This window comes from Streptomyces sp. A1136 (assembly GCF_004795055.1).
Lineage (GTDB): Bacteria > Actinomycetota > Actinomycetes > Streptomycetales > Streptomycetaceae > Streptomyces.
Genome location: NZ_SSBJ01000043.1, coordinates 30,777 through 55,025, shown reverse-complemented (window position 1 = coordinate 55,025; position 24,249 = coordinate 30,777). Strand labels below are relative to the sequence as shown.

At 69.2% G+C, this 24,249-nt stretch carries 35 protein-coding genes and 1 pseudogene; 12 read left to right on the top strand and 24 right to left on the bottom strand.

What is annotated here, in order from left to right; genetic code table 11:
* Positions 1–249 precede the first annotated feature (249 nt).
* From E6R62_RS31370 to E6R62_RS31355, 4 genes are all read left to right on the top strand, one after another.
* Complete coding sequence (locus E6R62_RS31370) at positions 250–888, top strand: hypothetical protein (protein ID WP_136216867.1); 639 nt, start codon at positions 250–252, stop codon at positions 886–888.
* 115 nt (positions 889–1,003) lie between these two features.
* Positions 1,004–2,218: a hypothetical protein gene (locus E6R62_RS31365; protein ID WP_136216866.1), complete on the top strand. Its 1,215-nt coding sequence runs from the start codon at positions 1,004–1,006 to the stop codon at positions 2,216–2,218.
* 1 nt (position 2,219) lies between these two features.
* The gene (locus E6R62_RS31360) at positions 2,220–2,537 is read left to right on the top strand and encodes a hypothetical protein (RefSeq protein ID WP_136216865.1); all 318 of its coding nucleotides are present in this window, start codon (positions 2,220–2,222) and stop codon (positions 2,535–2,537) included.
* Between the two features lie 177 nt (positions 2,538–2,714).
* Positions 2,715–2,930, top strand: coding sequence for a hypothetical protein (locus E6R62_RS31355; RefSeq protein ID WP_136216864.1), 216 nt, complete (start codon positions 2,715–2,717; stop codon positions 2,928–2,930).
* A gap of 64 nt (positions 2,931–2,994) precedes the next feature.
* Here the strand turns inward: E6R62_RS31355 and E6R62_RS31350 are convergent, their stop codons facing one another.
* The 4 genes from E6R62_RS31350 to E6R62_RS31335 all read right to left on the bottom strand — a co-directional run bounded on the left by E6R62_RS31350 (position 2,995) and on the right by E6R62_RS31335 (position 4,650).
* Positions 2,995–3,279 carry a hypothetical protein gene (locus tag E6R62_RS31350; RefSeq protein ID WP_136216863.1) on the bottom strand — a complete coding sequence of 95 codons (285 nt, stop codon included), beginning with the start codon at positions 3,277–3,279 and terminating at the stop codon, positions 2,995–2,997.
* A gap of 38 nt (positions 3,280–3,317) precedes the next feature.
* On the bottom strand, positions 3,318–3,659 hold the full coding sequence (locus E6R62_RS31345; RefSeq protein WP_136216862.1) for a hypothetical protein: 342 nt from the start codon (positions 3,657–3,659) through the stop codon (positions 3,318–3,320).
* 48 nt (positions 3,660–3,707) lie between these two features.
* Complete coding sequence (locus tag E6R62_RS31340) at positions 3,708–4,109, bottom strand: DUF3307 domain-containing protein (RefSeq protein ID WP_136216861.1); 402 nt, start codon at positions 4,107–4,109, stop codon at positions 3,708–3,710.
* A 91-nt stretch (positions 4,110–4,200) separates the two neighbouring features.
* Entirely contained in the window at positions 4,201–4,650 is a 450-nt protein-coding gene (locus E6R62_RS31335; RefSeq protein ID WP_136216860.1) for a hypothetical protein, read from the bottom strand.
* Between the two features lie 219 nt (positions 4,651–4,869).
* Between E6R62_RS31335 and E6R62_RS31330 the strand changes: the two genes are divergently transcribed.
* Positions 4,870–6,033 carry a TniQ family protein gene (locus E6R62_RS31330; protein ID WP_168714241.1) on the top strand — a complete coding sequence of 388 codons (1,164 nt, stop codon included), beginning with the start codon at positions 4,870–4,872 and terminating at the stop codon, positions 6,031–6,033.
* Between the two features lie 830 nt (positions 6,034–6,863).
* Positions 6,864–7,031 carry a hypothetical protein gene (locus E6R62_RS39915; RefSeq protein WP_168714240.1) on the top strand — a complete coding sequence of 56 codons (168 nt, stop codon included), beginning with the start codon at positions 6,864–6,866 and terminating at the stop codon, positions 7,029–7,031.
* Between the two features lie 463 nt (positions 7,032–7,494).
* On the opposite strand, the gene E6R62_RS31325 is transcribed toward E6R62_RS39915, so the two are convergent.
* From E6R62_RS31325 to E6R62_RS31310, 4 genes are all read right to left on the bottom strand, one after another.
* Positions 7,495–7,749, bottom strand: a complete 255-nt coding sequence (locus E6R62_RS31325; protein WP_136216858.1) for a hypothetical protein — start codon at positions 7,747–7,749, stop codon at positions 7,495–7,497.
* Positions 7,742–8,182: a DUF6313 family protein gene (locus E6R62_RS31320; protein WP_136216857.1), complete on the bottom strand. Its 441-nt coding sequence runs from the start codon at positions 8,180–8,182 to the stop codon at positions 7,742–7,744. The genes E6R62_RS31325 and E6R62_RS31320 overlap by 8 nt, the downstream gene beginning before the upstream one ends.
* Before the next feature lie 70 nt (positions 8,183–8,252).
* The gene (gene dapF, locus E6R62_RS31315; RefSeq protein WP_136216856.1) at positions 8,253–9,158 is read right to left on the bottom strand and encodes a diaminopimelate epimerase; all 906 of its coding nucleotides are present in this window, start codon (positions 9,156–9,158) and stop codon (positions 8,253–8,255) included.
* Positions 9,155–9,409 (bottom strand): hypothetical protein, encoded by a 255-nt coding sequence (locus E6R62_RS31310; protein WP_136216855.1) that lies wholly within the window; start codon positions 9,407–9,409, stop codon positions 9,155–9,157. Before E6R62_RS31310 ends, dapF begins: the two co-directional genes overlap by 4 nt.
* A 158-nt stretch (positions 9,410–9,567) precedes the next feature.
* Here E6R62_RS31310 and E6R62_RS31305 point away from each other — a divergent pair, with 158 nt between their 5' ends.
* Entirely contained in the window at positions 9,568–10,323 is a 756-nt protein-coding gene (locus E6R62_RS31305; RefSeq protein WP_136216854.1) for a GntR family transcriptional regulator, read from the top strand.
* Between the two features lie 79 nt (positions 10,324–10,402).
* On the top strand, positions 10,403–11,311 hold the full coding sequence (locus tag E6R62_RS31300) for a hypothetical protein (protein ID WP_136216853.1): 909 nt from the start codon (positions 10,403–10,405) through the stop codon (positions 11,309–11,311).
* 103 nt (positions 11,312–11,414) lie between these two features.
* Here E6R62_RS31300 and E6R62_RS31295 read toward each other — a convergent pair whose 3' ends face one another.
* Positions 11,415–11,681: a hypothetical protein gene (locus E6R62_RS31295; protein WP_136216852.1), complete on the bottom strand. Its 267-nt coding sequence runs from the start codon at positions 11,679–11,681 to the stop codon at positions 11,415–11,417.
* Positions 11,682–11,857: 176 nt separating this feature from the next.
* On the opposite strand from E6R62_RS31295, the gene E6R62_RS31290 reads away from it, so the two are divergent.
* The gene (locus E6R62_RS31290; RefSeq protein ID WP_136216851.1) at positions 11,858–12,886 is read left to right on the top strand and encodes a fatty acid desaturase; all 1,029 of its coding nucleotides are present in this window, start codon (positions 11,858–11,860) and stop codon (positions 12,884–12,886) included.
* A 171-nt stretch (positions 12,887–13,057) separates the two neighbouring features.
* Positions 13,058–14,275, top strand: a complete 1,218-nt coding sequence (locus E6R62_RS31285; protein ID WP_136216850.1) for an endonuclease domain-containing protein — start codon at positions 13,058–13,060, stop codon at positions 14,273–14,275.
* A 60-nt stretch (positions 14,276–14,335) separates the two neighbouring features.
* On the opposite strand, the gene E6R62_RS31280 is transcribed toward E6R62_RS31285, so the two are convergent.
* Complete coding sequence (locus tag E6R62_RS31280) at positions 14,336–16,246, bottom strand: DEAD/DEAH box helicase family protein (protein WP_206308902.1); 1,911 nt, start codon at positions 16,244–16,246, stop codon at positions 14,336–14,338.
* A 197-nt stretch (positions 16,247–16,443) separates the two neighbouring features.
* Positions 16,444–16,995 carry a hypothetical protein gene (locus E6R62_RS31275; protein WP_136216848.1) on the bottom strand — a complete coding sequence of 184 codons (552 nt, stop codon included), beginning with the start codon at positions 16,993–16,995 and terminating at the stop codon, positions 16,444–16,446.
* A gap of 183 nt (positions 16,996–17,178) precedes the next feature.
* Here E6R62_RS31275 and E6R62_RS31270 point away from each other — a divergent pair, with 183 nt between their 5' ends.
* Entirely contained in the window at positions 17,179–17,865 is a 687-nt protein-coding gene (locus E6R62_RS31270) for a DUF6083 domain-containing protein (protein ID WP_136216847.1), read from the top strand.
* A gap of 62 nt (positions 17,866–17,927) precedes the next feature.
* Here E6R62_RS31270 and E6R62_RS31265 read toward each other — a convergent pair whose 3' ends face one another.
* The 12 genes and pseudogenes from E6R62_RS31265 to E6R62_RS39910 form a co-directional block, all read right to left on the bottom strand.
* The gene (locus tag E6R62_RS31265) at positions 17,928–18,128 is read right to left on the bottom strand and encodes a hypothetical protein (RefSeq protein WP_136216846.1); all 201 of its coding nucleotides are present in this window, start codon (positions 18,126–18,128) and stop codon (positions 17,928–17,930) included.
* Between the two features lie 112 nt (positions 18,129–18,240).
* Entirely contained in the window at positions 18,241–18,855 is a 615-nt protein-coding gene (locus E6R62_RS31260; RefSeq protein WP_136216845.1) for a hypothetical protein, read from the bottom strand.
* A complete protein-coding gene (locus E6R62_RS31255; protein ID WP_136216844.1) occupies positions 18,852–19,268 on the bottom strand; it encodes a hypothetical protein in 417 nt (138 codons plus the stop codon). Before E6R62_RS31255 ends, E6R62_RS31260 begins: the two co-directional genes overlap by 4 nt.
* A 5-nt stretch (positions 19,269–19,273) precedes the next feature.
* Positions 19,274–19,729, bottom strand: a complete 456-nt coding sequence (locus E6R62_RS31250; protein ID WP_136216843.1) for a hypothetical protein — start codon at positions 19,727–19,729, stop codon at positions 19,274–19,276.
* A gap of 59 nt (positions 19,730–19,788) precedes the next feature.
* Positions 19,789–20,070 carry a hypothetical protein gene (locus tag E6R62_RS31245; protein ID WP_136216842.1) on the bottom strand — a complete coding sequence of 94 codons (282 nt, stop codon included), beginning with the start codon at positions 20,068–20,070 and terminating at the stop codon, positions 19,789–19,791.
* Positions 20,071–20,314: 244 nt separating this feature from the next.
* A pseudogene (locus tag E6R62_RS31240) lies at positions 20,315–20,668 on the bottom strand (hypothetical protein); the annotation flags it as partial.
* Positions 20,669–20,715: 47 nt separating this feature from the next.
* Entirely contained in the window at positions 20,716–21,303 is a 588-nt protein-coding gene (locus E6R62_RS31235; RefSeq protein WP_206308901.1) for a hypothetical protein, read from the bottom strand.
* 83 nt (positions 21,304–21,386) lie between these two features.
* Complete coding sequence (locus E6R62_RS31230) at positions 21,387–21,578, bottom strand: hypothetical protein (RefSeq protein ID WP_136216840.1); 192 nt, start codon at positions 21,576–21,578, stop codon at positions 21,387–21,389.
* A 58-nt stretch (positions 21,579–21,636) separates the two neighbouring features.
* On the bottom strand, positions 21,637–21,918 hold the full coding sequence (locus E6R62_RS31225) for a hypothetical protein (protein WP_136216839.1): 282 nt from the start codon (positions 21,916–21,918) through the stop codon (positions 21,637–21,639).
* Between the two features lie 156 nt (positions 21,919–22,074).
* Complete coding sequence (locus E6R62_RS31220) at positions 22,075–22,332, bottom strand: hypothetical protein (RefSeq protein ID WP_136216838.1); 258 nt, start codon at positions 22,330–22,332, stop codon at positions 22,075–22,077.
* A gap of 30 nt (positions 22,333–22,362) precedes the next feature.
* Positions 22,363–22,584 carry a hypothetical protein gene (locus tag E6R62_RS31215; protein WP_136216837.1) on the bottom strand — a complete coding sequence of 74 codons (222 nt, stop codon included), beginning with the start codon at positions 22,582–22,584 and terminating at the stop codon, positions 22,363–22,365.
* Positions 22,584–22,751 (bottom strand): hypothetical protein, encoded by a 168-nt coding sequence (locus E6R62_RS39910; RefSeq protein ID WP_168714238.1) that lies wholly within the window; start codon positions 22,749–22,751, stop codon positions 22,584–22,586. The genes E6R62_RS31215 and E6R62_RS39910 overlap by 1 nt, the downstream gene beginning before the upstream one ends.
* Before the next feature lie 191 nt (positions 22,752–22,942).
* Between E6R62_RS39910 and E6R62_RS31210 the strand changes: the two genes are divergently transcribed.
* The gene (locus E6R62_RS31210; protein WP_168714237.1) at positions 22,943–23,203 is read left to right on the top strand and encodes a DNA-binding transcriptional regulator; all 261 of its coding nucleotides are present in this window, start codon (positions 22,943–22,945) and stop codon (positions 23,201–23,203) included.
* A 119-nt stretch (positions 23,204–23,322) separates the two neighbouring features.
* On the opposite strand, the gene E6R62_RS31205 is transcribed toward E6R62_RS31210, so the two are convergent.
* Positions 23,323–24,234, bottom strand: a complete 912-nt coding sequence (locus E6R62_RS31205; RefSeq protein ID WP_136216835.1) for a ParA family protein — start codon at positions 24,232–24,234, stop codon at positions 23,323–23,325.
* Between the last annotated feature and the right edge of the window lie 15 nt (positions 24,235–24,249).

Sequence of the window (24,249 nt, the reverse complement as noted above, 5' to 3'; positions counted from 1 at the left end):
GATCTGCCACGATACCCGCTCCGCGGGTATCGTGGCGCTCTGCGCCACGCACCGCAGTGCGGTGCTCCGCACCTCCCTCCCGCGTCTGATGCGTCGTCATATTCCGGGGGTCCGGGGGGTGTTGCTCCGAAGGGAGCGTCGACGCTTCGCGCCGACGGGCGGGCAGCGAGGGCGGCGAGCCCCTCCCCCGCGTCGATTCGCTCTGACGGGTGACAAGGTTTGCAAACTAGGAAGGGCATGATGGGCGGCATGGAGAAGCTGGGGAAGCACCAGGGGAACGCGAAGGTGAGCTTCGAGCTCAGGGCGAGCCTGGACCGGGTGTTGAAGGAACAGAAGGCGTATCGCCGAGAGCTCGCGGGAGACGAGCGCTGGAGCGTGCAGGGCCTGAGTCGCCAGGATGCCGCGGGTGTGCGGGCGGCGTGGCGCCGTGAGCAGGAGCGTCTGCGGAAGGCCGGCGAGCTGCTCGACACCATCGACGTGCTCGCCATACACGGTATTGAACTGGAGCTGAGGGAGCGCGGCTGGTGGGACAGGCGCTGGCCCGCAGTGCCCGACGAGGCGATGGACCCGGGGCGCTGGCCCGGATCGCGAGACAAGGGCCTCCCCAAGCAGGTGCCGCTGCGGTTGCCTCAGCCGCTGGCGCGGAAGGTGTACGCGGCCTGCTGGCACACCTCCTACAAGTCGATCGTCGCGCTGCGGGATTGGCGCGACCTGCACCCTGGCATCGTTCCGGGGCGCCGTCGGCGCGAGCCCGGAGACCTGGAGATCGCGCTGGAGGAATACGAGAGGCTGGCAGCCCAGGTGACGACGGTGGGTGACGTCTACCGAGCCGGACTCCGGAAAGGAATCTGGTCCGCCGAAGCCATTCAATCTAGGGTTGCAAACTAGAAAGCAGCTGGTCAGAGCCCTGTCTGTGGTTGCGTGACTTGCGGGATGGGTCTACCTTCCTCGGTGTAGACGGCGCCGTCGAGGCGCCGTCCAACCCGTGTGGAGGCGACGCATCGTGACGGAGCAGCAGCTGACGCAGGAGCAGGACCGGGGTCTGGAGCCGGCCCGGTACACCCGGTGGAACCAGGTGCCGTGGGACTGGGCGTCGAAGACGCAGATGGCTAGGGCGGACCTTCCCCGGGAGCCGGGCGGCCCAGTCCGCGGCTATGTGGCGGGCCGGGACTTCCGCGAGCGGGAGACAGAGATCGCGTTGTACGCCGTCGCGGAGTCGAAGCCGACCCGGGCGAGCGGAGGGCAGCTGGCGTCCGCCGACGCGCGCCGTACGGCGACGGTGCGGGTGTGCACGGACTGCGGGGCGAACTGCCAGCTGCCGCTTCAGGAGCGCGAGGGAAGGCACCTGTGTCCGATGTGCTGGCGGATCGCCACGGTGGTCGACTGCCAGATCGAGCTGCGCGAGCGGAGGGCCGAGAACGCGGCCTGGGCCCGGAGCCTGCTCGAGGCCGGGGCGCTGGCGATCGTTTGGGTGGACCTCTTGGAAGCCGAGCCGACAGCCTCGGGTCGTAAGCGACCGCCGCTGGCCGCCCGCGTTCATGCGGTGGACGAACGGGGCCGACGGATCATGGACGTGCTGATCCGGCTGGCCGGCCCTCGCACCCAGGGCGCCCCTGAGGAGGCTGTGGCGCCGGAGGTCGGCGCGGCAAAGCTGACCCGGGCGTTCGCTGGGCGGAGGCGGGTCGTGTGGGGGCCGCTGCGCACGGTCCGGGAGCGTCTGGGCGAGCTGGGATACCCGGTGGACTTGGGCAACCTGGCGCCGGGCCTGTCGACAGGGTGGAGCCGGGCGCGGCGCTGGTCGGACGACGTGGTCTCCCGGTACGCGCAGTGGCGCGGCGAACTCAACCCGGCTACCGGCGAACTGCGAACGCCGTGGCCGCCGGGCACTGCGGACCGGCTCTGGCTGTGCCTGACCCGCATGGCGAGCAGCACCGACGCGGGCCGTCCCGGAGTGAGCTCCAGGGTCCGCCGGGAGGCTGGACAGCAGCCGCTGTACGGCTCTGTGGGCTCCGGTGAGGTGACGGTGGCGGTAACTGGACCAGCGAGCGCTGGTGTGGGTCTTGCTGAGTTTCTGGCGGCGCAGGGGGTATTGCAGCCGCTGTCTGTGGTGGGCCCGGTGCCCAGCCGGGAGGTGCCCGGCGCCTGCGTGACGTACATGGTCGGCGACGGTGGCGTTCTGGTCGGCCAGGCCGTCACCGTCGGCGGCCTGGGGAGCTGAGATGGACATCGACCCTGAGATGCACATGTACGACTGCCCGGGAACCCTTCCCGGCGGACGTGGCTGCGAGACGTGCAAGGACTGGGAGGGCCGCACGTTCGCTGATATCCGAGCCGAGCTCGCGGGGACCCGGGCGCCGGTGCCTGAGCCACGGTCGGCCCCCAGCGAGCCGGAACCGGCCCGAACCCTTCACCACGCTGGCTACTGCGAGCGTCTTGCCTACGAGGGTGGCATCTGCACGTGCCACAGCCCGGACGACTACTTCCAGGAGCCCCCGAACATGGCCGACCTGGAGGACGGTGTCGATGCCCGCTGGTGAACCCGACATGAGGCGTCACGGTGCCGCCTCATGGTGACGGAAGATGCCGGGCCGGGGCTCAGGAACAGGTACTGACCCGGAATCCGCTGATGGCCCGGAGCCCTGGTGCGGTGGCGGCCACCACCCGTTCGGGTGCGGGCGGATGCTGCCGGACCCGGGCCGTCCGAGGCTGGGATCATGTCCGCCAAGCTGGTCGTCTACCCGCCCGACGAGAACGGCTGGCGCCGGGTGCGGTACGACGGCGTCGCCATTGGGGTCGCCCACCGCCCGGCCGACATCCGCGTCTTCCTCGCCGCGGCCGGCCTGGAGGACGCGGAGGACGTCGACCTGACCGACCCCGGCTTTGTGGAGTGGAGGGGCAGCGGGCCCGAGGATTGGGAGCCTGCCAAGTAGAGCGCGGAACGCCACTCAGGCCCTGCCGTCGGGCAGGGCCTGAGTGGCGTGCTGTGCACGGCATCTACTGGGAGGCGTCGCGTACGGCCTGGCGGCCGGCTTCGGTGATGGAGAAGAAGTGCGGGTGCCCGCGGTGGATGTGCTCGGGGTCCGGGCTGCCCTGGACGTGGCCGCAGTCGTCGATGCTGTCGGCGTAGCCGAGCTCCTCCAGCGCGATCTCGTCGGTGGGGCGGAGCCAGATCTTCTCCCCCGCGTCGGTGGTTTCGATCAGCGGGCCGATGTTGCCCTTGGGATGGGCGACGGCGTTCTGGAGGGCCTTGAGCCGCTTGGGAGTGAGCCGGGGAGCCATCGGGTGCTGTCCTTCCTGTTCGGGCGCTGAGGGGGTTTCTACAGCCAGCGGAAGGCGTTACGGATGTCGCTGGCGGCGCCGGAGAGGTTGTCGCCCTCCAGGCGGATGTCGAAGTCGTACGGGTCGACGTCGGGCTGGTCGAGCTCGGCCATGACGGCCTCGCTGGCGGCGTCGAGGACGCTGGCGAACGCCTCGGGGAGCTGGGCGGCCTTGAGGGCCTCGACGATGCTCTCGTAGTCGGCGCCGCGCTTGATGGCGTCGCTGAGAAGGCGCAGCGCGGCCGCGGCGGCCGGGGCGAGGTCGGCGAGCGCGGAGGCGTCGGCACGGGCGGCCGGGCTCTCGATGGCGGTGATCCGGGCGATGTCCTTCGAGTGCTCCATGGTGGTCCTCCTTGAGGAAGCGGCGGGCGGTTGCGTTGGGGCGCGGGGTCAGACGGTGGCGGCGAGGAAGAGCGCGGCGATCCCGAGGGCCAGGGCGTGCGCGGTCTGGTCGACGTGGGCGGCGCCCCCGTGCTGGGCCCATCCCTCCTGGCGGGCGAGGCGCATCCAGCGAGCCACGGGCCAGCGCCTGTCGATGAACCCGTGGGTCGCCCCGATCCAGAGCAGGGCCGCGGCGGCCGGCCAGGCGGAGAGCGTCACTTCGTCCAGGACCAGGGCGCCGAGGCCGAGCGCGGCGCCGCACAGCAGGACGTGGGTGGCGGCGTGGGTGAGGTTCGCGGTCCAGCCGGTGCGGCCGCAGGCGGCCTTGTGCTTGGCCTGGTGGTCGGTCTGGAAGGGGTAGTCGGCGAGCCAGTGGCCGAGGAGGAGGAGCACGAAGGTTGCTGCGAACATGGTGGTCTCCCTGGTCTGCGATCGGGTGAGGGACGGGGCGGCCGTGCGCCTGGCAGTGGACGGCCGCCCCCGCATCGGACGGTGCGGGGGGTCAGTCGGTGTCGCCGCCGGTGATGATGACGCCGTTGTCGAAGACGATTCCGCCGTGGATGGTGTCGGCCTGGACGGGGCCGCCGGGCTGGTGGCCGGTCTGGCGCAGGCCCGCCTCGTAGGCGGCGCGGGCGGAGGAGCGCTTGCTCGGGTCGTCGTAGAGGATCGTGGCGATCTCGGCCCAGGAGAGACCGTCGCGGTCCTTGAGCTGGACGACCATGGCCCGGGTGCGGCGCTCCAGGTCCCGCTGGATGGCGGAGGTGGACTGGGCGATCTGGCGCAGCTGCGCGGCGGGCAGGTCCTCGACGGCCGGGGTGCCCAGCGCGCTCAACGCGTTCTCCAGGCGGCCGGACTCGATGGCCTGGGCCAGGTAGCCGCGGGCGTCGTCCGCCGTCGGGTTCCAGGTGATGGCGGCCGAGCTGCCGGTGGTCTTGGTGATGTCGATGCCCATGGTCGTGTTCCCCTCTCGACTCTGCTGTGCGTTTTCCGCACACTTAGAGAATAGGGGTGTGCGGTTTCCGCACACAAGGGGTTTCCGAAGATTCTTTCCACGAACTCGCCCCGGAACAGCTGCCGTTGCCCGACGCCGGACCGACCCCCTTCCCGCGTCGTTGCGCTCTGGCCTGCACAACCCCCCGTCCACAGGGCCGGTATGGAAACGTCCCGTCCCATGACACCTCGCACCGCCCCGTCGGCCCCCACCCGCAAGAACAAGGCGCTCACCGCAGCCGACCTCCCCATCAGGGTCCCGGTGATCCACGGCGAGACGACTGCCTCGTACCTCGCCCGCACCGCGTCGGCGAACGCCGTCGAACTCCCGCGCCTGCTGGGTGCTCTCCACAAGGGCCGCCTCCCCGCCAGCGCCGCCCAGGTCCAACCCGCCACCCACGAAGTCGCCCTCACCGCGGAGTCCCTGGCCCGCCTGGTCGCCCTGACCGGCCGCCAGGCGGACCAGCTGCACCGCGCGCTCCCGGGCCTGGCCGCCGAGCGACTGCACACGGCCTCCGGCGCGGCAGTCCGCGCCAAGCCCTGGCCGCAGACCCCCGGCGAACCCCCGCTGCCTGCCTGCCCTCTGTGCCTTGAGGAAGGAGCCTGGCTGGTCGGGGCCGGGCACCGGTGGCGGCCCTGTGTCTGCGGGCGCCGCTGGGAGTGCGGCGACGACGGCGGCTACCTCATCGACACCACCCCGCTCCCCGAACTCGGCCGGGCGCTGGCCGACCACCGGGCTCTGAACCACCGCGTCGGCCCGGCTGGTGACGCACTGGTCGCCGACGCCCACCAGATCACCCTGTGGTGGTGGGTCAACCGCCAGGTCGCGTACGAGACCTGGCGCACCCGCGAAGACGAGCTCAGCTTCAGCCGGCACCGCCGCCGGGCCGCCCCGGCCGTCGTCTACCCGGAAGCCGTCCGCCTCGCCGCGCTGATGGACGAGTGGGAGATCCACCGCGCCGGTGCGGCCAACATCGAGCCCCGGCAATGGCTTACCGACATCGCCGAGGAGTTCGGTGTTCCCGGCATTGCCGACGGCCGCGAAGCCCAACCGCTGTGGACCTGGCTCGAGCTCCACCCCCCGCTGACCGAACTCCCCGCAAAGACCCCGGACGAGAAACCGGCCGACCGCCGCTGGGCCCTGCTGCCCGAGCTCCACCATCAGCCCGAAGACCGTGGCGCCCTCCAAACCCGCTCGTGCCTGCGCTGGGTGTACGGGCTCCCGCTCACCTCCACCACGGAGCTGTGCCCCCACTGCGCCGGACGCGAACCCAGCTGCCGCTGGGTACCTGCCGACGACTGCCCCCAGGGCCCTCTCCCCGCGTCGAGTCTCAGCACCCAGTGAATTCTCTATACGCGAGTCGCAAAACAACGGCTACAACGGCTACAACGGCTACACCGCAGGTCAGAGGCTTGCGGTAGGTCAGCGAGGAAAGTGAACGGTTACACCGCAGGTCAGGCCCTGTTTCACCCTTGAATCGCACCTGAAACGCACACCCTCCGGCGCTGGCTCCAGAACAGTTACAACGCTCTGACCTGCGATGTAACCGTTCCGAAGGCTCTGTAGCCGTTGTAGCCGTTCTCTTCCCGCCGAACGGCTACAACCCCGGCTTCCGCCGCGGCGAGACAACGGCTACAGACCAGGTCAGCGCACTCCCCGCCCTCCGACGGCCCCCGCCCAGAGAACGGCTACGACGCTCTGACCTGCGATGTAACCGTTCTCTCAACATCCAGCGGCATCGGCAGGGGAACAGCTGGACTCCTCCGGTGCGCGGCGCACCAGCCCGTCCGCGAACGGCGGAACAACGGCTACAGCGTCCCCGAGAACGGTTACATCCCAGGTCAGAGCGCTGTAGCCGTTCCCGGAACGCGGCCACCGAGAACGGCTACAGGGCGCTTCACGCTGCACGTGCTCGCTACCGGGGACCCTCCTGGCCAACGGCTACATCGGGTGCAACGGCTACAGCCCAGCTCAGGGCCCCGCCAGCCCCCGATGGAACGGCTACACCCCTTTCGGAACGGCTACACCCGAGGTCAGCGCGATGTAGCCGTTCCCCCAGCGGACCTGCGCGATGCCACCGAGAAACGGCTACACAGCCCCTGACCTGCGATGTAGCCGTTCCCGCGAAGCCGAGCACGCGACACAAGCACACCGGCCTCTCTACGGTGCGCGCCATGAAGATCCTGTTGAAGAACGGACCGGAACACGGCCGCACGATCACCGCCGACCAGTACTGCGGGGACTTCCACGAAGTCCACCGCACCCCGGACGGATACAGCTACCAGCTCACAGACCGGCGGGACGACCGTGGTCGCCGGATCGCCGTCGGCTACCCGGACTAGCCGACTCCCGACCCGCTGATCATGACGGAGAGCCGTCACCGACACCCGGTTTTCGGGGCATCGGTGACGGCTCTCCGTCATGATCGGGACGTCCGGATTCCCACGCGGCGCGCTCCCTACCGGACTGCCTGGTTCACTGGCCGACTGGCGACCTTGGTGAAAAGAGGGTGGCGGCCGGCTAATCGGTCTTGGTTGAGTCCTTCGAGCCATCGGCGCGCTCTCGAGATGCCCCAGCAGTAGAAGACTGAAGCCTTGTGGTGGCGTCTCGCACGTACCTCCTGACAGCCTCGACGATTTCTTCGTCGGAAGCTCCAGGCAGTGCGTTGGCGAACAGTCGCCGAGTCACCTCATGACTAAGCAGCCCCTTGGCCTTTTCTTCTTCCTCGGCCGAGAGTCGTACTGGGAGGTGCTTCAGTAGGTGGCCCACGGCCTCAGGCTACTGCTGCGCGCGTTAGTGCGACATTCAGGCGCGGCAAAATGGGCATGCCCCGCGCGCGTGACCGAAGATCGTCTCGCTGATGAAGCTGAGCGTGTCGCCCCTGCACTGTTCCTCGCGGTCGGCGGCGATGTAGACAGGGTTCGTCTCCCAGTGGAGGTCGTAGAAGATCCTCCGGAAGTGACTCCGAGTGCGGTCCTCATTGCGTCCATGGATCTCGTGGAACAAGTTGCAGATCAGGGCCTCATCCCGGAGCCCCCAGAACTCGAAGATGTCACTCACGGTGCGCCCTCCCCAGCTCCTCGTGGAAGATGCGCCAGACCAACCCCTTCCGCAGTCTGCGTGGATCTTTGTTGAAGGCTCGCCGCATCTGTTCCGCGACCACAAGACCAGCCGCGGAACCCACCACTGCGGGGATCAGGATCCAGCCGACGAAACGGATCGTGATCGCCCACGCTTTCTGACCGGGCCGCAGGGGCTGAGGGGGATCGAAGGGGTTCAAATACCCGATCATGAACTGAGCCGCACATTCGAAGGAATGAAGGGACCAGCTTGCTGCCAGGTATAGGACTGTCACAAGCAAAAAGCCCCAGACGCCGCGCTGCCTGAACCAGATGAAGAGGGGCCGCTTCCACCACCTGTAGAACCACTTCGCCATCTTGTGCCGACGCCGGTTCGAACCGGGAGGCGGCCAAGTCGGCTCGTCAGCTTCCACGATCACAAGCTAGGCGTACGAGCCGACTTTCGCCTTACAGCTGAGGGATCTGGGTGAATCAACCGAGGATTCAGTTCGTCTGTGCATGTGCTGCCGTAGCACGGGCTATGCGGGAGTCGCGCTCGTCCCGGAGCCCGAGGGTTCCATGGGCGGTGATCTGGGCGGGGCCGATCAGGGTCATGGTGCCGTCGGCGTCGACGTCGATGCGCAGACGGCCGCCGGGGAAGTCGACGGCGTAGCGGGACGGCCCGGTGGGCTCGGGGCCGCGGTGGCGGACAGCGGCGACGGCCGCGCAGGCGCCGGTACCGCACGAGGGGGTTTCACCGACACCGCGTTCGTGGACGCGCAGCACCAGGTGGCCGGAGCCGAGGTTGCGGACGAACTCCACCGTCGTGCCGTGCGGAAACGCGTTCGCCGGGGTCACCACGGGAGCCTCCCGGAGCTCTCCCGCGTGGGCGAGGCCCTTGACGACGACCACGGCGTGGGGGTTGCCGACGTCGACGTGCAGGGCCCGCCATCGCCGCTCCCCGACCGTCACGGTGATATGGGCCGGGCCGGGCAGCGTCGGGCGGCCCATGCCGACGGCGACATCTGCGTGCGGATCCGCGGGGACGGTCAGGTCGCGCAGGCCGGCGCGGGTGGCGAGAGCGAGGTGGCCGGGAGGGTGGTGCCCGGCGGAGACGAGGTACCGGCCCACCAGGCGGGCGCCGTTGCCGCACATAGCGCCCTCGGAGCCGTCGGCGTTGCGGTAGTCCATGAACCACTCGGCCTGGTCGGCCATCGTGAAGGCTTCGGGGTGCGCGGTGGTGCGGACCAGGCGCAGCAGCCCGTCGGCGCCGATGCCCTCGCGCCGGCTGCACAGCCGCGCGACGCCGTCCGCATCGAGCGCGAGTCGGCCGTGCGGGTCGTCCAGGACCAGGAAGTCGTTGCCGGTGCCGTGGCCCTTGGCGAAGGGGATGTCGGTGAGAGAGTTCATGGGCTGGGCTGGTCTCCCGGGGCGAAGCGCAGCCAGACGCGGCTGCTGGTGGCTGTGGTGGTCATGCCGTACGAGGAGCCGAGCTCGAGCACGTCGACTAAGCACTGCCAGTTGGCGGTGAGCCGGTCGTCAACGTCGGCAGAGATGGTCAGGCCGGAGGCGTCTGTAGTGATGTGCGGCTGGGCGCCGGTGAGTTCGGCGAGCTGGTCCAGGGCTATGTGGACGTTGGTGCTGTGCTGTGCGCTGGCCACGGTGTCCCCCATCGACCCACCGGGTTTCACCCTCGGTGCTTCTAGTGCACGAGCTGTTAGCTGGTGCACTAGATTGCCAAAGTCGGGCGCCTGCCGCCACTCCGCTTGCGGCACACCGGCACTGACCGGCAGTCAGCACTTCCCGGGCGAGGAGAACCATGGCCGACAGCACCCCGGCCGGCTACCAGCGCGTCGCCGACGCCTTCCGCGAGCGGATCATCGACGGCACCTGGCCTCCCGGCCACCGCCTCCCCTCCCGCACCCAGCTCGGCGCCGAGTTCGGCGAGGGCGAGAACGTCATCCGCAAGGCACAGGAGACGCTCATCTCCGAGGGCCTTCTGGAGGGCCGCCCCGGCGCCGGCACCTACGTGCGCGCCCCCCGCCCGCGCCTGCACATGCAGCGCTGCCCCGCTCCCGGCACCCCGCCGGTTCCTCTGGCCCCGGCCGGTATCTCGACCTGGGACGCCCACAGCACCGCCAAGGCCCCCGCGTCCGCGGACATTGCGGCCCGCCTGGCCATCACCGCGGGCGACCCGTGCGTGCGCACCGAGTACGAGTTCCTCGACGCCCACCGCCAGCCCGTGATGACCGCGATCAGCTGGGAGCCGATGGCCATCACCGGCGGCACCGTCGTGGTCCTGCCCGACGGCGGACCCTTCGCCGGCCGCAGCGTCCTCGACCGCATGGCCCACCTGGAGATCACCATCACGCGCACCACGGAACGGCCCCGCCCGGTCCAGGTCGACCGCGACCAGGCCCAGAAGCTCGGCGTACCCGCCGGCACCCTGGCCACCCTGATCGAGCGCACCTACTACGACAGCGACGACCGCCCGGTGGAGACCGCGGACCTACTCGTCCCCGCCGACCGCTGGGACATCGACTACGACATCACTCTCACCGCGCCGCCCGCGTGACCAGACACGCCGCGAACCGGGACCGAGGAATCACGACCCGTCGCCCGACCGGGACGGCGGACTGGGGGAGGAGCCGACCATGTCCGAGGCTGTACGCCGTGATCCGCTCAGCCGCACCACCGCCGCATTAGGGTCACCAGCCCTCGGCACGGCCATAGGAATCATCGGCCTGATCGTCCCCGTCGTCGGCTGGGCCGTCGACCGCGTCAACCTCAAGGCCCTGCTCGCCATCCAAGCCGTCCTCATCATTGTCCTGGCCGCAGGCCACCTGTGGGTGCGCAAGAACTTCATCCCGCTGCGCCGGGCCAATAACCTCAAAGCCATGGATGACGCCGCGTACTACGACCGGGTCCGTGCACAACTCGAAGCCGAGCTCATCTCCGACTACGGCGAGATCGCCGACGGCCACCTGCGCGTCTACGCCTCCGAAGTGCCCCGCCTGTCCGTCCTGCTGGTCAACACCGTCACCGAGGCGCAGGCCCAGCCCCAGCGGATCCTGGCCGCCGACCTGACCACCAACCCGACCCTGCTCACCGGCCGCCGCGAATACATCGCCGCCAACCGCCGCTTCACCGAGGCCGGCGGCCACATCAACCGCCTCTTCATCGTCTGGGCCGCCGACTTGGCCAAGGAAGAATTCGCCCGCTCCCTGCTGGAGCTCATCGGCCAGCACCGCGACCTCGGCGTCACCTGCGGCCTCGCCGTTCGCGACCGCCTGCGCGCCGACCAGGCCGTGGATGTCGTCATCTTCGCGGGCGCCGCGGCCCTGGTGGAGGAAGAGCAGGGCGACGCCGACTACAACCGCGGCCGCAGCTCGGTCTACTTCAAGGGCGTCGGCCGCTGGTCCGGCCGTTTCGAATCCGTGTGGGGCCACGGAGCCGACTCCGCCCCCCGCGTCCTGCAGACCTATGAGTCAGTTGCCCGCCCCCAGCTCGACGCCGGCACCTGGGACACCGACCGGGTCACCGCCACCATCGCCGGACTCTGACCACTGCTCCGCAACGTGAAGAAGGGACCGCAGCCCACCGGGCGCGGTCCCTTCTTTGTTGCCGTACTTCCGGCGCCTCACCGCCGCGGGCGCCGACCGCTCGTCACTGGGGGGTCTTGCCGACCAGCTGCGTGAGGAGCTCGACGATCTGCGCCTGGTGGCGGTCCATCTTGTCGTTGAGGGCCTGCACCTCGCCCGCGAACGCCTCGCGCAGCTCGTGCACGTCGTTGCGGACGCCCGTGACCGAGTGCTCCACCGACATCAGGCGGTTGTCGAGGCCCGCGATGTCCCCACGGAGGATCTGCAGGTTGTTCTCGTAGCGGCGGGTCAGGGCCGCGATCTCACCCTGTGCGAGCTCGTCCTCAGGCATGCCAGTCGTCCTCATCGTTCGGCGTCAGAGCCCAGTATCCCAGCCCACCCCGGCAACCCCTCCCCCGCGTCACAGCACCGGATATCACCACACCCCGTGCAACTAGTGCACTAGATGTACTGTGCGTGGGAGTCGGGTGGGGAACGGTCCCCACCCCCGTCCCACGGGATCCGTCTATGCTCGCCGCCTTATCCCTGATCACAGCCGGGATACTCCTGCGCCAGGCCGACCGCACGCACTTCGCCTACCGCGCCCCGCACACTGCCCCCGCCACCGAACTCCTCGCCCTCCAGCGCACCCGCGCCAACAACCTCACCCCCGCCCTGCTGCTCACCGGACAGTGGATCCAAATCGTCGGATGGTGGCTCCTGACCGCCCACGGTCCCGCCCTCGCCACCGCGACCGCCATCGGCGTCGCCATCCAGCTCCGCCACCTGCAAGAGATCAGCCACCACGCCATCCACGGCGTCCTCGCCCACACCCGCCGCGCCAACCATCTCCTCGCCGAGACCTTCGCTCACCACCCGCTCGGCCTGGTCCCCGTCGAGCTGCGCCACCAACGGCACGTACGCGACCACCACCCCGCAGCCACCCTCACCAGCGACCCCAACCTCACCGACCTCCACCAGGCCGGCCTACGCCCCGGCGTCACCCCCACCCGCTTCGCCCTCGCCCTGATTCGACCCATCACCCCCGCCGGAGCCGCTGCCACCCTCGCCGCACTCGCCCACGACCTGCGCGGCCACCGTGGCCGACAAGCCACGCTCCTCGCTGTCCCGGCCGCCGCCTACCTTGCTGCAGGATGGACCGGCGTCATCGCCGGCTGGCTCGTGCCGCGCCTGCTGCTCTACCCGCTGCTCGCCTGGTGGAGCCTGATCGTTGAACACACCTGGTTCGACCCCGAGCACCGCACCGGCACCCAGGCCCACATCGAAGCTGGCCGCTGCCTGCGCCTCTACCGCCAAAGCCGCACCCTCGCCGCCATCGCCGCGGCCACCTGGCTCCCCTACGGCGACCTCCACCACTACGCGCACTCCGCCCACCCCGGCCTGCGCTGGAACTACCTCCCCGCCCTCGAACGCCACCTCCCGGCCCCCCACTTCACCCCCCGCGGCCTGGCCCTCGGGCCCAGCACCGTGGCCACCCGCCACCACCAAGCTCTCAATGCACCCGCCCCCACCAAGCCGACGCTGGCCGAGCGATAGCTACCTCTTCCCGTCCTGCCACGCCACGGCCCCGTAACCAAAGCTGGTTACGGGGCCGTGGCGTGGCAGGGGTGAGACGGGCCAACCACACCTCCAACACCAGAGCGATAAGTCGACCATTTGTCCGGACGCTTGAGTGCGGCTGTCATACCCCGCTGCCACCATCCCCGCATGCTCATCAGCCCCGAACTCGCACGCACTACCCTCGCCGACCTCACCCAGGACTGCAGAATCCCAGTCCTCCCCGATGTCCTCTTGCGAACCAAACGGTTCCGTTTCAACGGCCACATCGTTATCGGCGACGTCGCCTTGCGTGGCTACAAGGACAAAGCCCGCTGGCGCTATGACGACCGGGACGTTCAACGGGCCGCCCGCGCGTTCACCGAACTCCAGCCGGACGAACTGGCCGTCGTAGACCTCCCCGCATACTCCGACGAGCCTGGTCTTCGCCACTGGGAGACACCTGACTGGCGCCGCACCCTGGTCTCCTGGATGTACGACGCCGCCTTCATGAAGAGGTACCGATCCGAGGACCGGAATTCAGCAGACGGAGACTCCTGGAAGCGGTTAGGAGACAACGGACTCCCCGGCGGCCTGACCATGGCCGAGTTCATCCAGGCCCGCCCCTCCACCCCATTCATGCAGACCATCGCCGGCAGCCTGCCCAAGGAGCTCCTGTCCTGGTCCGGTACTGACTGGCAGCTCCCGCGTGCCTACATCAACCTCTTGGACGGCTGGGAACGGGTGCTCGCCGACCTCAACCAGCGGGCCCGCATCTGCTCCACCTGCCGAGCCGAAGGCCCACCGGGTGAGTGGCGAACCCCTACAACGACTGGCTACGTCACCCTTTGCCCCGCGTGCTCGGGCACGACCTACCAGCCTTACGCCGGCGGCCTGCGCGGTGTCCAGTACAGCAATGTACGGCGCACCACCCGAGCCGACGGCTACCTGTGCCGCCTGTGCAAGTCCACCCGCGCGTTCACCTGGGACCACTGCCACGACCACGGCCTGGTACGCGGCCCGGTCTGCGCGAGCTGCAACACCTTCGAAGGCAAGGGAGCCCGCTTCCTCGAAGGAGAAGGAACCGTCCTCCACCTCCTGGAATGCACCAGCTGCCGCCAGCAGCAGACCCTCCCCCGCAGGTATCGCACCGAGATCGCCGCCGCGCACCTCCGGGAAACCGAACGGCACGGCCGCTGCCGCTCCCGCCCCCGCGTCTACGACAACGACTTCCACCACGGCACCCACACCTTCCACCTGTGCTGCCCAAGCCACGGCACTCGCTGGACGAAGAAGATGACCACCGCCGAGATCCACGACCTGGCACGCATCTTCGTCACGGCCGCCCTCACCGAGGAGCCCGGCACAACGAAGGAGGTCAGCCCCTGACGAGGCTGACCTCCACGAGCGGTGGGACGCAGGTACGCCGGCGGCGTCCCACCACAGTCGTTACCGTCCGCGCGCGTTCCGAAGCTGGCGTTCGAGAACATCTACGCGCTTGTTCAGCGACTCCAGGGTGGCCGTCGCGATCGTCCCCCCCAGTTGCTGGTTGAGCTGGTGATGGATGAGCGCGTGCGGGGTTTCCGTGATCCGGTTGAGCTGCGCGACGAGCCGCCTGATTACACGGCGGACGTCCGTCTTCTGCGACGTGAGGTCCTGCTCCGGCTCGGCGGAAGGCTGGGCGGGGATCGTGGCCGTCGCCGTGGTCAGGAGCTTCCCACCGGTGACCATCCGGATCGCCGAGGCCATCTGCGCAGGCGTCATCGTCGGCGGGGCCCCCACGGCCTCCGCGACATTCTTGGCGCGGATGAGCTCATCCTCGCTGTAGGACTGCCCGCCGTAGACCGTCGAGTGATGAAGGGCCTCGCTCGAGTCGATCGGCTGCACGAGATCCAGCTGCAGCGTCGTCTGGGAACCTTCGCCCCGCAGCTCTCGGGCGGCCTTCGCCTGCTCGGCCAGGACCGCCTCGACGGTCCGCTCGATGTCCTGGGCGTACTTCAGGAGCGGCTGGATCGACGGGATGAACAGGGTGGCCGTCGTCTCGTCCTCGGGCGACCGCATACGCACGAAGCGGCCGACGACCTGCCGGAAGAACATCTCGGTCTTCGTCCGCGAGGCGTAGACGCCTACCGCGAGGCGCTTGATGTCGACGCCCTCCGACACCATCTGAACCGCGACGATCCACTTCGAGGTGCCCTTGTCGAAGCGCGTGATGTGGTCGGACGCATCAGGATCGTCCGAGATCGCGACCGTCGTCTTCTCACCCGTGATCGAATCCAGGAGAGCCGCGTACTGCCTTGCCTTGTACTGGTCGGCCGCCACGACCAGACCGCCGGCGTCCGGCACCTCCTGCCGGAGCAGACTCAGCTCCTCGTCGGCGCGCCGCAGCACCGATCCGATCCACTTGCCCTCGTGGTCCAGTGCGGACCGCAGAGCGTTTGTGAGGGTCTTCTCGTCGGTGTCGGCAAGGTCGGTGGAGATGATCGCGCCAGCATCCCGCCAACGCACGTTCCCGTCGAGCGCCGGAAACGCGATCGGACGGACCACGGTCCGGTCCCGCAAAGCGGTGCCGTAGTCGTAGTTGTAGCTCGGCACGCACTTCCCCTCGTCGTAGGTGACGAAGGGGATGGGCCGGCCATCCGACCGGAACGGCGTCCCGGACAGCAGGATCCGTCGGGCCGCCCCGTCGAACGCCTGCTTCAGAGCCGCACCCCACGAGAGGTTGGCGTCCTCTCCCGCGTGATGGATCTCGTCGAAGACGACCAGAGTCCGCTTGCGGCTCACCATCTGTCGCCACAGCAGCGGCTGCGCCGCAATCGTCGCGTAGGTGACCGCGACGCCGTCGAAGTCACTGGCGAGGACGGTCTGTCCGTTGGAGAACGAGCGGTCCAGCTTGATGTTCAGCCGGTTGGCAGCCTCCGCCCACTGCTTTCGAAGGTGCGACGTGGGGACTACCACGATGACCTTCTCGATCTCATGCCGATCCATCAGCTTCTCGGCGGCCACCAGGGCGAACGTCGTCTTACCCGCGCCGGGCGTCGCCACCGCAAGGAAGTCGTCGCCGTTCTTGAGGAAGCGACGCAGCGCCTCCTCTTGCCACACACGCAGTTCCACGAAGCGGTCTCCCTTGCTCAGATTGCAGGTGGGGCAAAGCGCTTGGCCGTTGGTGACGTCAGTGGCGCCGCCGACGGAGTAAGGCCGGACGTGATCGCCGTGCCAGCCGGGTTCAAGGGGCTGTCCGCACGCGGTGCACTGCCCGTCGGCCGCTAGGAAAAGGGCGACTCGCTCGGAGGAGTTGAAGCGCCGACGTTGGTCGGGGGGAGGATCTTCGGTCATCTGGCTCCCGTCGTCGCTGACCACCTTTGGCCAGGAGATAACCGGAATCACCAGTGTGACAGCGATATGGCATGTGAATATGCGAAACCAGCAAGAATGCCCACGCCAACCCCACATGCCTGGACTACCAACGCCCGTCCCTGACACAGGCGTAGTTCAAAAGGGAGAGGGCTGACCCTTGGGGGGCAGCCCTCCAGATCGAACGTCAGTCAGTTCGCCGCCTACACCACGGGGTCGGCTTCCTTGCCGTCACTGTCCAGACCTGCATCGATCACCAGTCGAGGAACCGCACCGCTTGAGGTGTCGGGATCGATGGAGTCCACCAGGTTGGAGAACCGGGCATACAGGCGCTTCGACATTGCGTACCGCTGGGCGTCCTGAAGAACGTGGTCGGCGCCTGCCGCCAGAACAGCCCGGAAGATCGTCAGACACCGCACCAGGTGGGGTCCCGACAGCGTCACCGTGGCCATCCCGGTGCCCCGGTCGACACGGCACCGTTCCCCAGGGAAGTGCTGCGAGTCGACCGATCCATGGAACGGGATGTGGAAGCCGGTGCCCGGAGTAGGAAACACCAGCCTCTCCACGAACGCCCAGGTGTCCTCATGGCAGACGATCACCACAGACGACACCGCTGCGGCCGTCGACAGACGTAACCGGTGAAGACTCTCGAACTTCTCCCTCGCAGCACTCTTCCTCGCCGCCTCCTCTGCACGCTGCGCCCTCCGATCCTTCGCAGCGGCCAGCTGTGCAGACACCGACTTGAACAGGTTCACGCATCTCCCTCGACGAAGCCCACCCGCGAGATGAACATCCCTACGGTCAGGACCGTCATGCCCACACGCCGACCCCCCTATCCAGACCCGTCGGCACCCCACCCGGCTCGCAGAAGGGGCCGGTCCCCCACACGCGCACCACCATTCGGGCCGCCCCCCGGCCGGCCACTATGGTGGCGCGCCGTGAGCAGCAAATACGCAGACCTCGGCCGCCTGGGCCACTGCTGGCGGTGCGGAGACTCTGTCCAGGGTTACCCGGACCACGACGGCCAGGAAGTCGTCCTCGACGTGCGCGAAGCACCAACTCACCTCGTACCCGAGGAACTCCGCTGGAGAGTCAACGGCAACGGCATCGCCCTGCCGCTCGGCTGGACCGACCCCACCGACACCGTCCGCATCCGCCACGAACCCGTCTGCACCGCCAGCCCCCGCCCCGGCCCCGAACCCCTGCGCAACCATCTCAACCGCGCCCGCCCCATCGCCCGAGGCCACGAGAACGTAGCCGCGGCCCTCACCGAGCAGCTGCGCGGCCAAAACCGTAACCCCACCTCGGACGACGTCCGCACCGTCCTCTGCCCCCGTTGTGAGGCAGACCCGGACTTCCAGTGCGTCGACACATCGGGCACCCCCCGCCAGGCCAACCACAAAGAACGCGTCGCCGCCTTCCACCAGGCCCGCTACGACGCCTTCCCCGTCCCACAGGTCGCCGGCCAGACGGCCCGCTTGCTCCGCCCCTCACGTCACCAGGTCCGCACCATCCCGTGCCCCCGCTGCCCCGCTCCCTCAGGCCAGCCCTGTACGGACGACAAAGGACAACCGCGGACCGCCAACCACATGGAACGCGTCGACGCCTACACCAGCGATATCTGAAGCACACAGCAGGAGGCCCACCCCTGAAGGGATGGGCCTCGGCGAACCCGTGCCGGCGATGGTCAGAACAGCGTGTCCTGGTCGGGTTCCTGGCGCGGTAACGGGGCGACGTCTTCGCCGTTCCACTTCGCTTCGAGGTGCTTGCGCCAGCCGGACGGGGGAGGCCACGGCACTCCCCACTCGGCAAGCTGCTTCTTGGACCAACCACCGTTCTCGGTCTGTGCAGCGGACACCTCGTCGGGCGAGGGCACGTAACTAGTCATGAAACGGATGCTTCCCAGAGCGCCCCGTCCTCAACAGCCGAATGCCGAAAGCGAAGACCAAGAGGCCCACCCCGGGACAGGAATGGGCCTCGACAAACCTACGTCGACTGGCTCAGCCGCCGCTGTCCTTCTGACGGTCGTCCGGACGTATGGCGGCGACCTCCGCCTGGTAGCAGGCCGCCTCGAACTCCGCGACCTGGTGCGCCCGCTCCAGCGCCTGCTCCAGGCTGTGCCGGTAGGCCGCAGCACGGCCGATGTCGCTCACATGCCGCCAGCCCTCGCCGTCGACCCAGGCCCGCAGCCCCGAGAAGGCGCCGTCCGTCACCGCCCACCGCTCCCCGGCCCCATCCGGCTGCCGCCGGACCACGACCTCCCCGTACTCGCCGACGCCAGCGTCCGGGATCGGGACACGGAACTCGTGGGCGAGCCCCAGCAGCTCCGCCGGAGCGGGACCGGCCGACGCCGGGCGACCCCGCACGGGCCGCGCGACGATCGACACCGGCGTCGGCATGCCGCCGTCGGTCAGGTCCCAGCTCCCGCCCGCCTCCACCCACACGAGCTCACCGGGCCCGTCCTCGTGTCCGTCGAGCACCTCGTCCTGCTCGTCGACGTACGCCTTGACCGCGAACCGCTGCGCCACGGCCAGGTCCTCGTACAGCTCGCTGCCACCCCAGGTCGGGTTGTCCTCCCAGGCCGGCTCGAACACCACCCGCTCGTCGCCGCTCATGCTTCTTCCTCCCCGATCGTTTCGAGCACCCGGCGGTCGCCGGTGTACCGCTGGAGCAGCCGCAGCCGGCCGTCGCGGATCCACAGCATCGGCCAGTCCCGCTCCGGCTCACCCGCCGCCCGCGCCCTGGCGTGCGCCAGGGCCTCGTCGAACGCGGCCGCGTACGGGCCGCGGCGCACAGCCCGCCTCCGCCAGGCCCGGCCCCAGGCCGTCCGGGCCCCGTCGGCGTACCCGTCGAAGACGGGCTGCAACAACTCCCGGCCCCGCTCCAGGCGCTCGACCGCGACGGCCCCGCCTTCCTCCTGGCTCCAGCCGTAGAGGCCCGGCGAGAAGATGGCGTCGAACGCCTGGAGCGTCTCGCGGGCCACCGCCCGCCACACCGCGGGATCGTCCCACTCCGGACCCCCGGCCACGGCCGTCACCTCTCCCCCGCGTCCAGGGCCTTGCCGTCGGCCTGGCCGGGGCCGGGGCCGTGCTGCAGGGCGAGGGCCGAAGCGGTCCGGCAGGCGGCAAGAACCTCGTCGAGAGTGCGCACGGGGTGCTCGCTCCAGACCTCGTAGTCAACGTACGGGGCGCCGGTGGCCAGCCGCAGAATCGCCTCCAGCACGGCCCTGGCCACGAACTGGGTGTCGGCATCGCCCATGCCGTCGTCACGGGTGCTCGTCAGCGCGTCTCGGAGGTGGTGCCCGGAGAACGGGGCGTAGAGCTGGGGGTCCCAGCCCTTGCGCTCCATCAGGCCGGCTGCGGCCGTCAGGTGGCGGGCGACGGACTCACCGGTGACCAGCAGGCCACTGAGCCCGTACCAGACATCCCGTTCAAGGAGCTGGCGCCTGGTCTGCTCGACCAGGGCGTCGCTGAGGAGGAGAGCAGTCATGACACGTTCCTTCCGTCTACGAGTGGGATCTTCGAACGCGGTGAAGCCGTCCCAGAGGCTCAGGCGCTGAGCTCCAGGTGAGAGAACAAGCGGTGGTAGCGGTAGGCGCAGCCGTCGACGGCCACGACCAGCTCCGCGTACGCGACGAGCTCGTCGGTCCGCGCAACCATGCCCTTCTCGGTGAAGGTCGCCCGCAGCGTGCCGGTCTTGAAGACGGCCAGGGCCTCGGCGTCCTGAGCCGCCAGCGCCTGGTCGATCGCGCGGGTCAGCTTCCAGTTCCCCGTGAGCTCCACCCAGTAGTCCGCCATCCACAACGGCATCCACCACAGCAGCTGCTCCACGTCAGCCTCCGTCGTTGTGGTTGGACCAGGAGTGCCCGGCCGGGCACCGCAGCACGTGGACGCTCAGCAGCTGGTGCGGGCCGCGGTCGTCCCACGCGTGGGTGCCCTTGATGGCCGTCTCGTCGCAGTGCGGGCACTGCCAGTCGGCCAGCTCGTACGAGGCCAGCGCCCGCGCCTCCGTCGACCGCGACCCGGCCACCGGCGACTCGGTCGCGGGCGGGCCGGCCGCCGCCTCGGTGGAGTCGGTGTAGCGGACCGGCAGGCCCAGACTCAGCGCGTAAGAGACCTCCGCCCGCGTCGAGTCGCCGACGTACCCGCCCGGGTTGACCACCAGGACCTCGTCCGCCATCCGCAGCTTCGCCCGGTGCAGCTCGTCCAGGCGCACCTTGAGCTCCTCGGCATCCTGCCCGTCAGCCCACAGCTTGTGCGGCGTCTTCATGTCGACCCCCGGAGCCAGGACGATCCGGCCGGCCGCCGTCTCACGCAGGTTCGCCTCGGCGAGCTCCGCCCAGAACCTCGTAGACCCGCACAGGCACACGACCCGGGGACGCCCGGCTCCGGCGGCCCCGGCCGCCGTGCGCGGGTTCAGGAACGCGATCAGCTTCTTCAACACCAAGGGCCCCCTTCGGGCTCCGAGAACCGTCATCACTTCATCCGCCGCAACAGCTCGTCCGCCAGGTCGTCCTCCAGCCCGTACGCCTCCCGCTCGTGGTCCTCCACCAGCGCCTCGTACGCCCGCACGGCACCCGAACCGAGCAGCTCCACGTCGTAGCCGTGCCGGTCGTACGCGATCCGCGCTGCCCGCACCCCCGGCCGTCCCATCTGCATGGAGTGCACGCCCTCGTGACACAGCACCCGCGCCACGTCCCGCAGGTCACCGCTCGACAGGTCCTCGGCCTCGGCGTTCAGCAGCAGCAGCGTCCCCTGGCGGCCGGGCCGGAGCACCACGTGCCCCGACGCCTCCCGCGCGTTCCGCCGCGCCGAGTCCAGAGCCTTCGACCGCACCCGACCCGATAACCCGGGCACGAACGTCTGCTCCGCCCGGCAGGCCAGCTCCGCCAGCCCGTCCGACACGGTCAACGTCACCTCCAGAGGCTCCAGCCGCTGCCGGAACCGCTTCTCCAGCAGCTGCGCCATCACCGGCGCTGCCGCCTCCAGGAACGGCGCGACCGCGCCCCTCCTCCAGCCCATCCGGTAGGTCCTCACTCGCACACTCGGCCCGAACAGAGCCATCCCCATCTCCTCAATCAGCTGGTTGTCGGATCACTTGCAGGCCGGCCGCGCACCCCAGATGGCGAGCGCCGCCGACGGTGGTCTCAGAGCTTGCGCAGCTCGTGCGCGTGGCACAGGACGGGAGCGATCAGCGGGGAGATCCCGCCCACCGTCCACCTGCCGCCCGTGAGGGGACCCGGAGGCACCTCATCCACGATCCGGCCGACCCTCCCGGCCGCGCGAGGGTCATCCCCGCAGGACACGATGAGCACCTGATCCTTCGCCTCGAACGCCATGCTGGGCTCCATTTCTGCGGGCCGGGGTCGCCGGGCCGCACGTCGCGACTGCGAGCAGTCAGGCTGTGGTCGGAGTCAGATAGATCCCGGCGGAACGCCCCAGCAGCAGCGAAGCCACCATGCCGAGCACCCCGCCGACGAGCAGAAGCAGCGACCGGACCACGGTCACCATGGCCCCGCCGCCGAAGAGCTTCGCCAGACCGCCGGCCACCACCCCGTACACGACCGACCCGACCGTCACCGGGTCGTGCCCGCCCTTCGCAGCCGTCCACGCCGCCCAGGCCCCCACCAGGGAGGCGACCAGCGTGATGAAGGCGAGAGTCGAACGCTCGATGGACATAGCAATCCCCCCAAGGGATCAGTACGGGACAGTCCGATCAGAAACTCAGCAGCAGACCCGGGAGACCGGCGCCTGACAGCTCCCCCTCACCGCCCGACCCGGCCCCGCGCGCGGGGGCCGGTGCGAGCGGATCAGGCAACCGTCAGAAGCGACCCGTCAGCCGCGGTCCCTGCGGGGGAACGTCCGGTGGAAGCGGCCTCCGTCACCGTCGGCCTCGACGACCTTCCGCGCGTACTCCTCAACCTCCCGGCCCCGAGCCTCCCGGCCCTCGGTGGTCAGCGCCGCGGCGAACGTCCCCGTCCGGAACGTCGACATCGCCTCCCGGTCCCCCGACGCGATGGCCTGGTCCATGTCCCGGCTCATCTGGCTGTTGTCCTTCACCTCGGTGATCAGATCCCGGATGCGGTCCAGCATGACGATCTCCCTCTACTCGGATATGGACTGTCAGCGCCGGACGGGACGCCGACGGGAACGCTTCTTGCCCAGGGCCTGGGCCATCCCGTACTGAAAGGAGCCGTACGCCAGAACCGCCCCCGACAAGAACGTGATCACCGGCACCACCGGCTGGCCGACCACCCACAGAGCCACCAGCCCCGTCAGCAGCGCCACGACCAGCGCGGTGCGGTCGACGAGCTTGCGCACCGGAGCCGGCACCCGGGCGGCCATCAGCCCTCCACCCCATCCCGCACCACGTCGTCGGAGTCGACGGACGGCGTGATGCGCGGTGCCGGGCCCAGACCCAGGTCCGGCGCGCCGTACTCCCACGTCGGGGCGGACGAACCCTTCCCCCGCGTCACGTCGGATCCCTGCTGGGTGTTTTCCTCTGCGGTCACTGCGCTCTCCTGGTCATGTAGTGCGCGGATGTAGCCCCCGGTTGTTGTTCTGCATGACGTGTGCTGAGACTCTTTGCTTAGTGCGTGCAGAGCCTCACGCCGACTGTCTGCATGGTTAAAAGCATAGAGCGTGTATGGACTGATGTATAGGGGATGCGCTAATGTCTGGTGGAGAAGAGAGAGGGGACGACATGATCGAGGCGCTGAACGCCGCGATGAGTGGGGTGCAGGACTCGGATCTTCCAGCGCCTGCCGACCGGGCTCGGATTCGCAAAGCTTCCGGGCTGAACCAGGACGCTTTTGGCAAGATCCTCAAGGTCTCGCGCCTCAGCATCAGCATGTGGGAGCAGGGAAAGACTGAGCCGAGCGGCCATAACCGGCAGGAGTACATCAAGGCGCTGCGTCACATCGCCGACGTCCGAGGGATCCCCTGGACTCTGACGGATCACTGAGCAAGCACGGCGGATGTACCTCGCGGCGCGGTAGGCAGGCATGACAGTGGGGCGGTACAGGAGATCCTGTACCGCCCCACTGTCATGCCTGGCCCGCTGTTGTTTCCCGCGGGAAACGGTCAGTTCCGGTCTGGGAAGCCTAGGGCGGTGGCGACCTTCTTGTACTCCTGGGTGGGCATGCTGTTCGGGGCCAGGATGGGTACGGGGCAGTCCTGGCGGTAGATCTTGGGCATCTCGCCGGACCAGTGGACGAGCGGCAGGAGGATGTCGCCGTATTCGTCCTGGATCTCCTGGAGGGTCTGGCGGTGTTCGGCCAGTCCGAACGACGAGTTGGGTGCGCAGCAGGCGAGGACCCGCTTCATCTCGGGGGCGATGCCCTTGATGGCGTACTTCCGCAGCTCGCGGATCTCCTTGAGTTTCTTTTCCAGTCGGACGAGTGCGCCGGCTTCCTTGAAGGTGCACAGGACTGGGGGCAGGACTTCGCCGTCGACGTTCTTGTCGAGGGCGATGAAGGCGGTGACGGTGGAGCGGCCGTAGGTGGCGGGGCAGTCGATGAGGACGACGTCCCACTGGCCGTCCATCTCCGCCAGGCCCTCTCGGAGCCAGTAGGCGTCGGCGGAGCGGGAGTCGTTCAGGATCCGCTCGGCCTCGTCGATGTCCGCGTCGTCGATGTTGCCCGGGATGACGAACACGTTTGGCATCGGCTCGTAGGCGGCGTCCGGGTTCGCGGGGTCGATGTCGTCGACCTGGTAGCGGGCCGGTACGACGGCGTCGCCGAGGCTGGCGTCGGCTTTCATGACGTCGGTGATGCCGACCTGGCCCTCGCCGAAGGCGCTGTATCCGAGAACGTGGCTGGTGTTGCACTGCGGGTCCAGGTCGATCACCAGGGTGCGGTAGCCGCGGGCGCCGAGGATCGCGGCGAGGCTGGTGCACGAGCTGGTCTTGGCGGTGCCGCCGGCCTTGAGCGCGAAGACGATGACCCTGGTCCTGTCGAGGACGCGGGTCGCGATGGCTACGGATGTGCTGGTCATGGTGTCTCCGGAGAC

Coding starts and splice junctions, on each gene's coding strand:
- E6R62_RS31210 (WP_168714237.1), top strand. CDS start 22,943: ATGATCGAGGCGCTGAACGCCGCGATGAGTGGGGTGCAGGACTCGGAT.
- E6R62_RS31205 (WP_136216835.1), bottom strand. CDS start 24,234: ATGACCAGCACATCCGTAGCCATCGCGACCCGCGTCCTCGACAGGACC.
- E6R62_RS31295 (WP_136216852.1), bottom strand. CDS start 11,681: ATGCCTGAGGACGAGCTCGCACAGGGTGAGATCGCGGCCCTGACCCGC.
- E6R62_RS31330 (WP_168714241.1), top strand. CDS start 4,870: ATGACACCTCGCACCGCCCCGTCGGCCCCCACCCGCAAGAACAAGGCG.
- E6R62_RS31250 (WP_136216843.1), bottom strand. CDS start 19,729: ATGACTGCTCTCCTCCTCAGCGACGCCCTGGTCGAGCAGACCAGGCGC.
- E6R62_RS31300 (WP_136216853.1), top strand. CDS start 10,403: ATGTCCGAGGCTGTACGCCGTGATCCGCTCAGCCGCACCACCGCCGCA.
- E6R62_RS31235 (WP_206308901.1), bottom strand. CDS start 21,303: ATGGCTCTGTTCGGGCCGAGTGTGCGAGTGAGGACCTACCGGATGGGC.
- E6R62_RS31265 (WP_136216846.1), bottom strand. CDS start 18,128: ATGACTAGTTACGTGCCCTCGCCCGACGAGGTGTCCGCTGCACAGACC.
- E6R62_RS31305 (WP_136216854.1), top strand. CDS start 9,568: ATGGCCGACAGCACCCCGGCCGGCTACCAGCGCGTCGCCGACGCCTTC.
- E6R62_RS31340 (WP_136216861.1), bottom strand. CDS start 4,109: ATGTTCGCAGCAACCTTCGTGCTCCTCCTCCTCGGCCACTGGCTCGCC.
- E6R62_RS31345 (WP_136216862.1), bottom strand. CDS start 3,659: ATGGAGCACTCGAAGGACATCGCCCGGATCACCGCCATCGAGAGCCCG.
- E6R62_RS31225 (WP_136216839.1), bottom strand. CDS start 21,918: ATGTCCATCGAGCGTTCGACTCTCGCCTTCATCACGCTGGTCGCCTCC.
- E6R62_RS31220 (WP_136216838.1), bottom strand. CDS start 22,332: ATGCTGGACCGCATCCGGGATCTGATCACCGAGGTGAAGGACAACAGC.
- E6R62_RS31290 (WP_136216851.1), top strand. CDS start 11,858: ATGCTCGCCGCCTTATCCCTGATCACAGCCGGGATACTCCTGCGCCAG.
- E6R62_RS31350 (WP_136216863.1), bottom strand. CDS start 3,279: ATGGCTCCCCGGCTCACTCCCAAGCGGCTCAAGGCCCTCCAGAACGCC.
- E6R62_RS31285 (WP_136216850.1), top strand. CDS start 13,058: ATGCTCATCAGCCCCGAACTCGCACGCACTACCCTCGCCGACCTCACC.
- E6R62_RS31370 (WP_136216867.1), top strand. CDS start 250: ATGGAGAAGCTGGGGAAGCACCAGGGGAACGCGAAGGTGAGCTTCGAG.
- dapF (WP_136216856.1), bottom strand. CDS start 9,158: ATGAACTCTCTCACCGACATCCCCTTCGCCAAGGGCCACGGCACCGGC.
- E6R62_RS31360 (WP_136216865.1), top strand. CDS start 2,220: ATGGACATCGACCCTGAGATGCACATGTACGACTGCCCGGGAACCCTT.
- E6R62_RS31335 (WP_136216860.1), bottom strand. CDS start 4,650: ATGGGCATCGACATCACCAAGACCACCGGCAGCTCGGCCGCCATCACC.
- E6R62_RS39915 (WP_168714240.1), top strand. CDS start 6,864: ATGAAGATCCTGTTGAAGAACGGACCGGAACACGGCCGCACGATCACC.
- E6R62_RS31355 (WP_136216864.1), top strand. CDS start 2,715: ATGTCCGCCAAGCTGGTCGTCTACCCGCCCGACGAGAACGGCTGGCGC.
- E6R62_RS31230 (WP_136216840.1), bottom strand. CDS start 21,578: ATGGCGTTCGAGGCGAAGGATCAGGTGCTCATCGTGTCCTGCGGGGAT.
- E6R62_RS31260 (WP_136216845.1), bottom strand. CDS start 18,855: ATGAGCGGCGACGAGCGGGTGGTGTTCGAGCCGGCCTGGGAGGACAAC.
- E6R62_RS31215 (WP_136216837.1), bottom strand. CDS start 22,584: ATGGCCGCCCGGGTGCCGGCTCCGGTGCGCAAGCTCGTCGACCGCACC.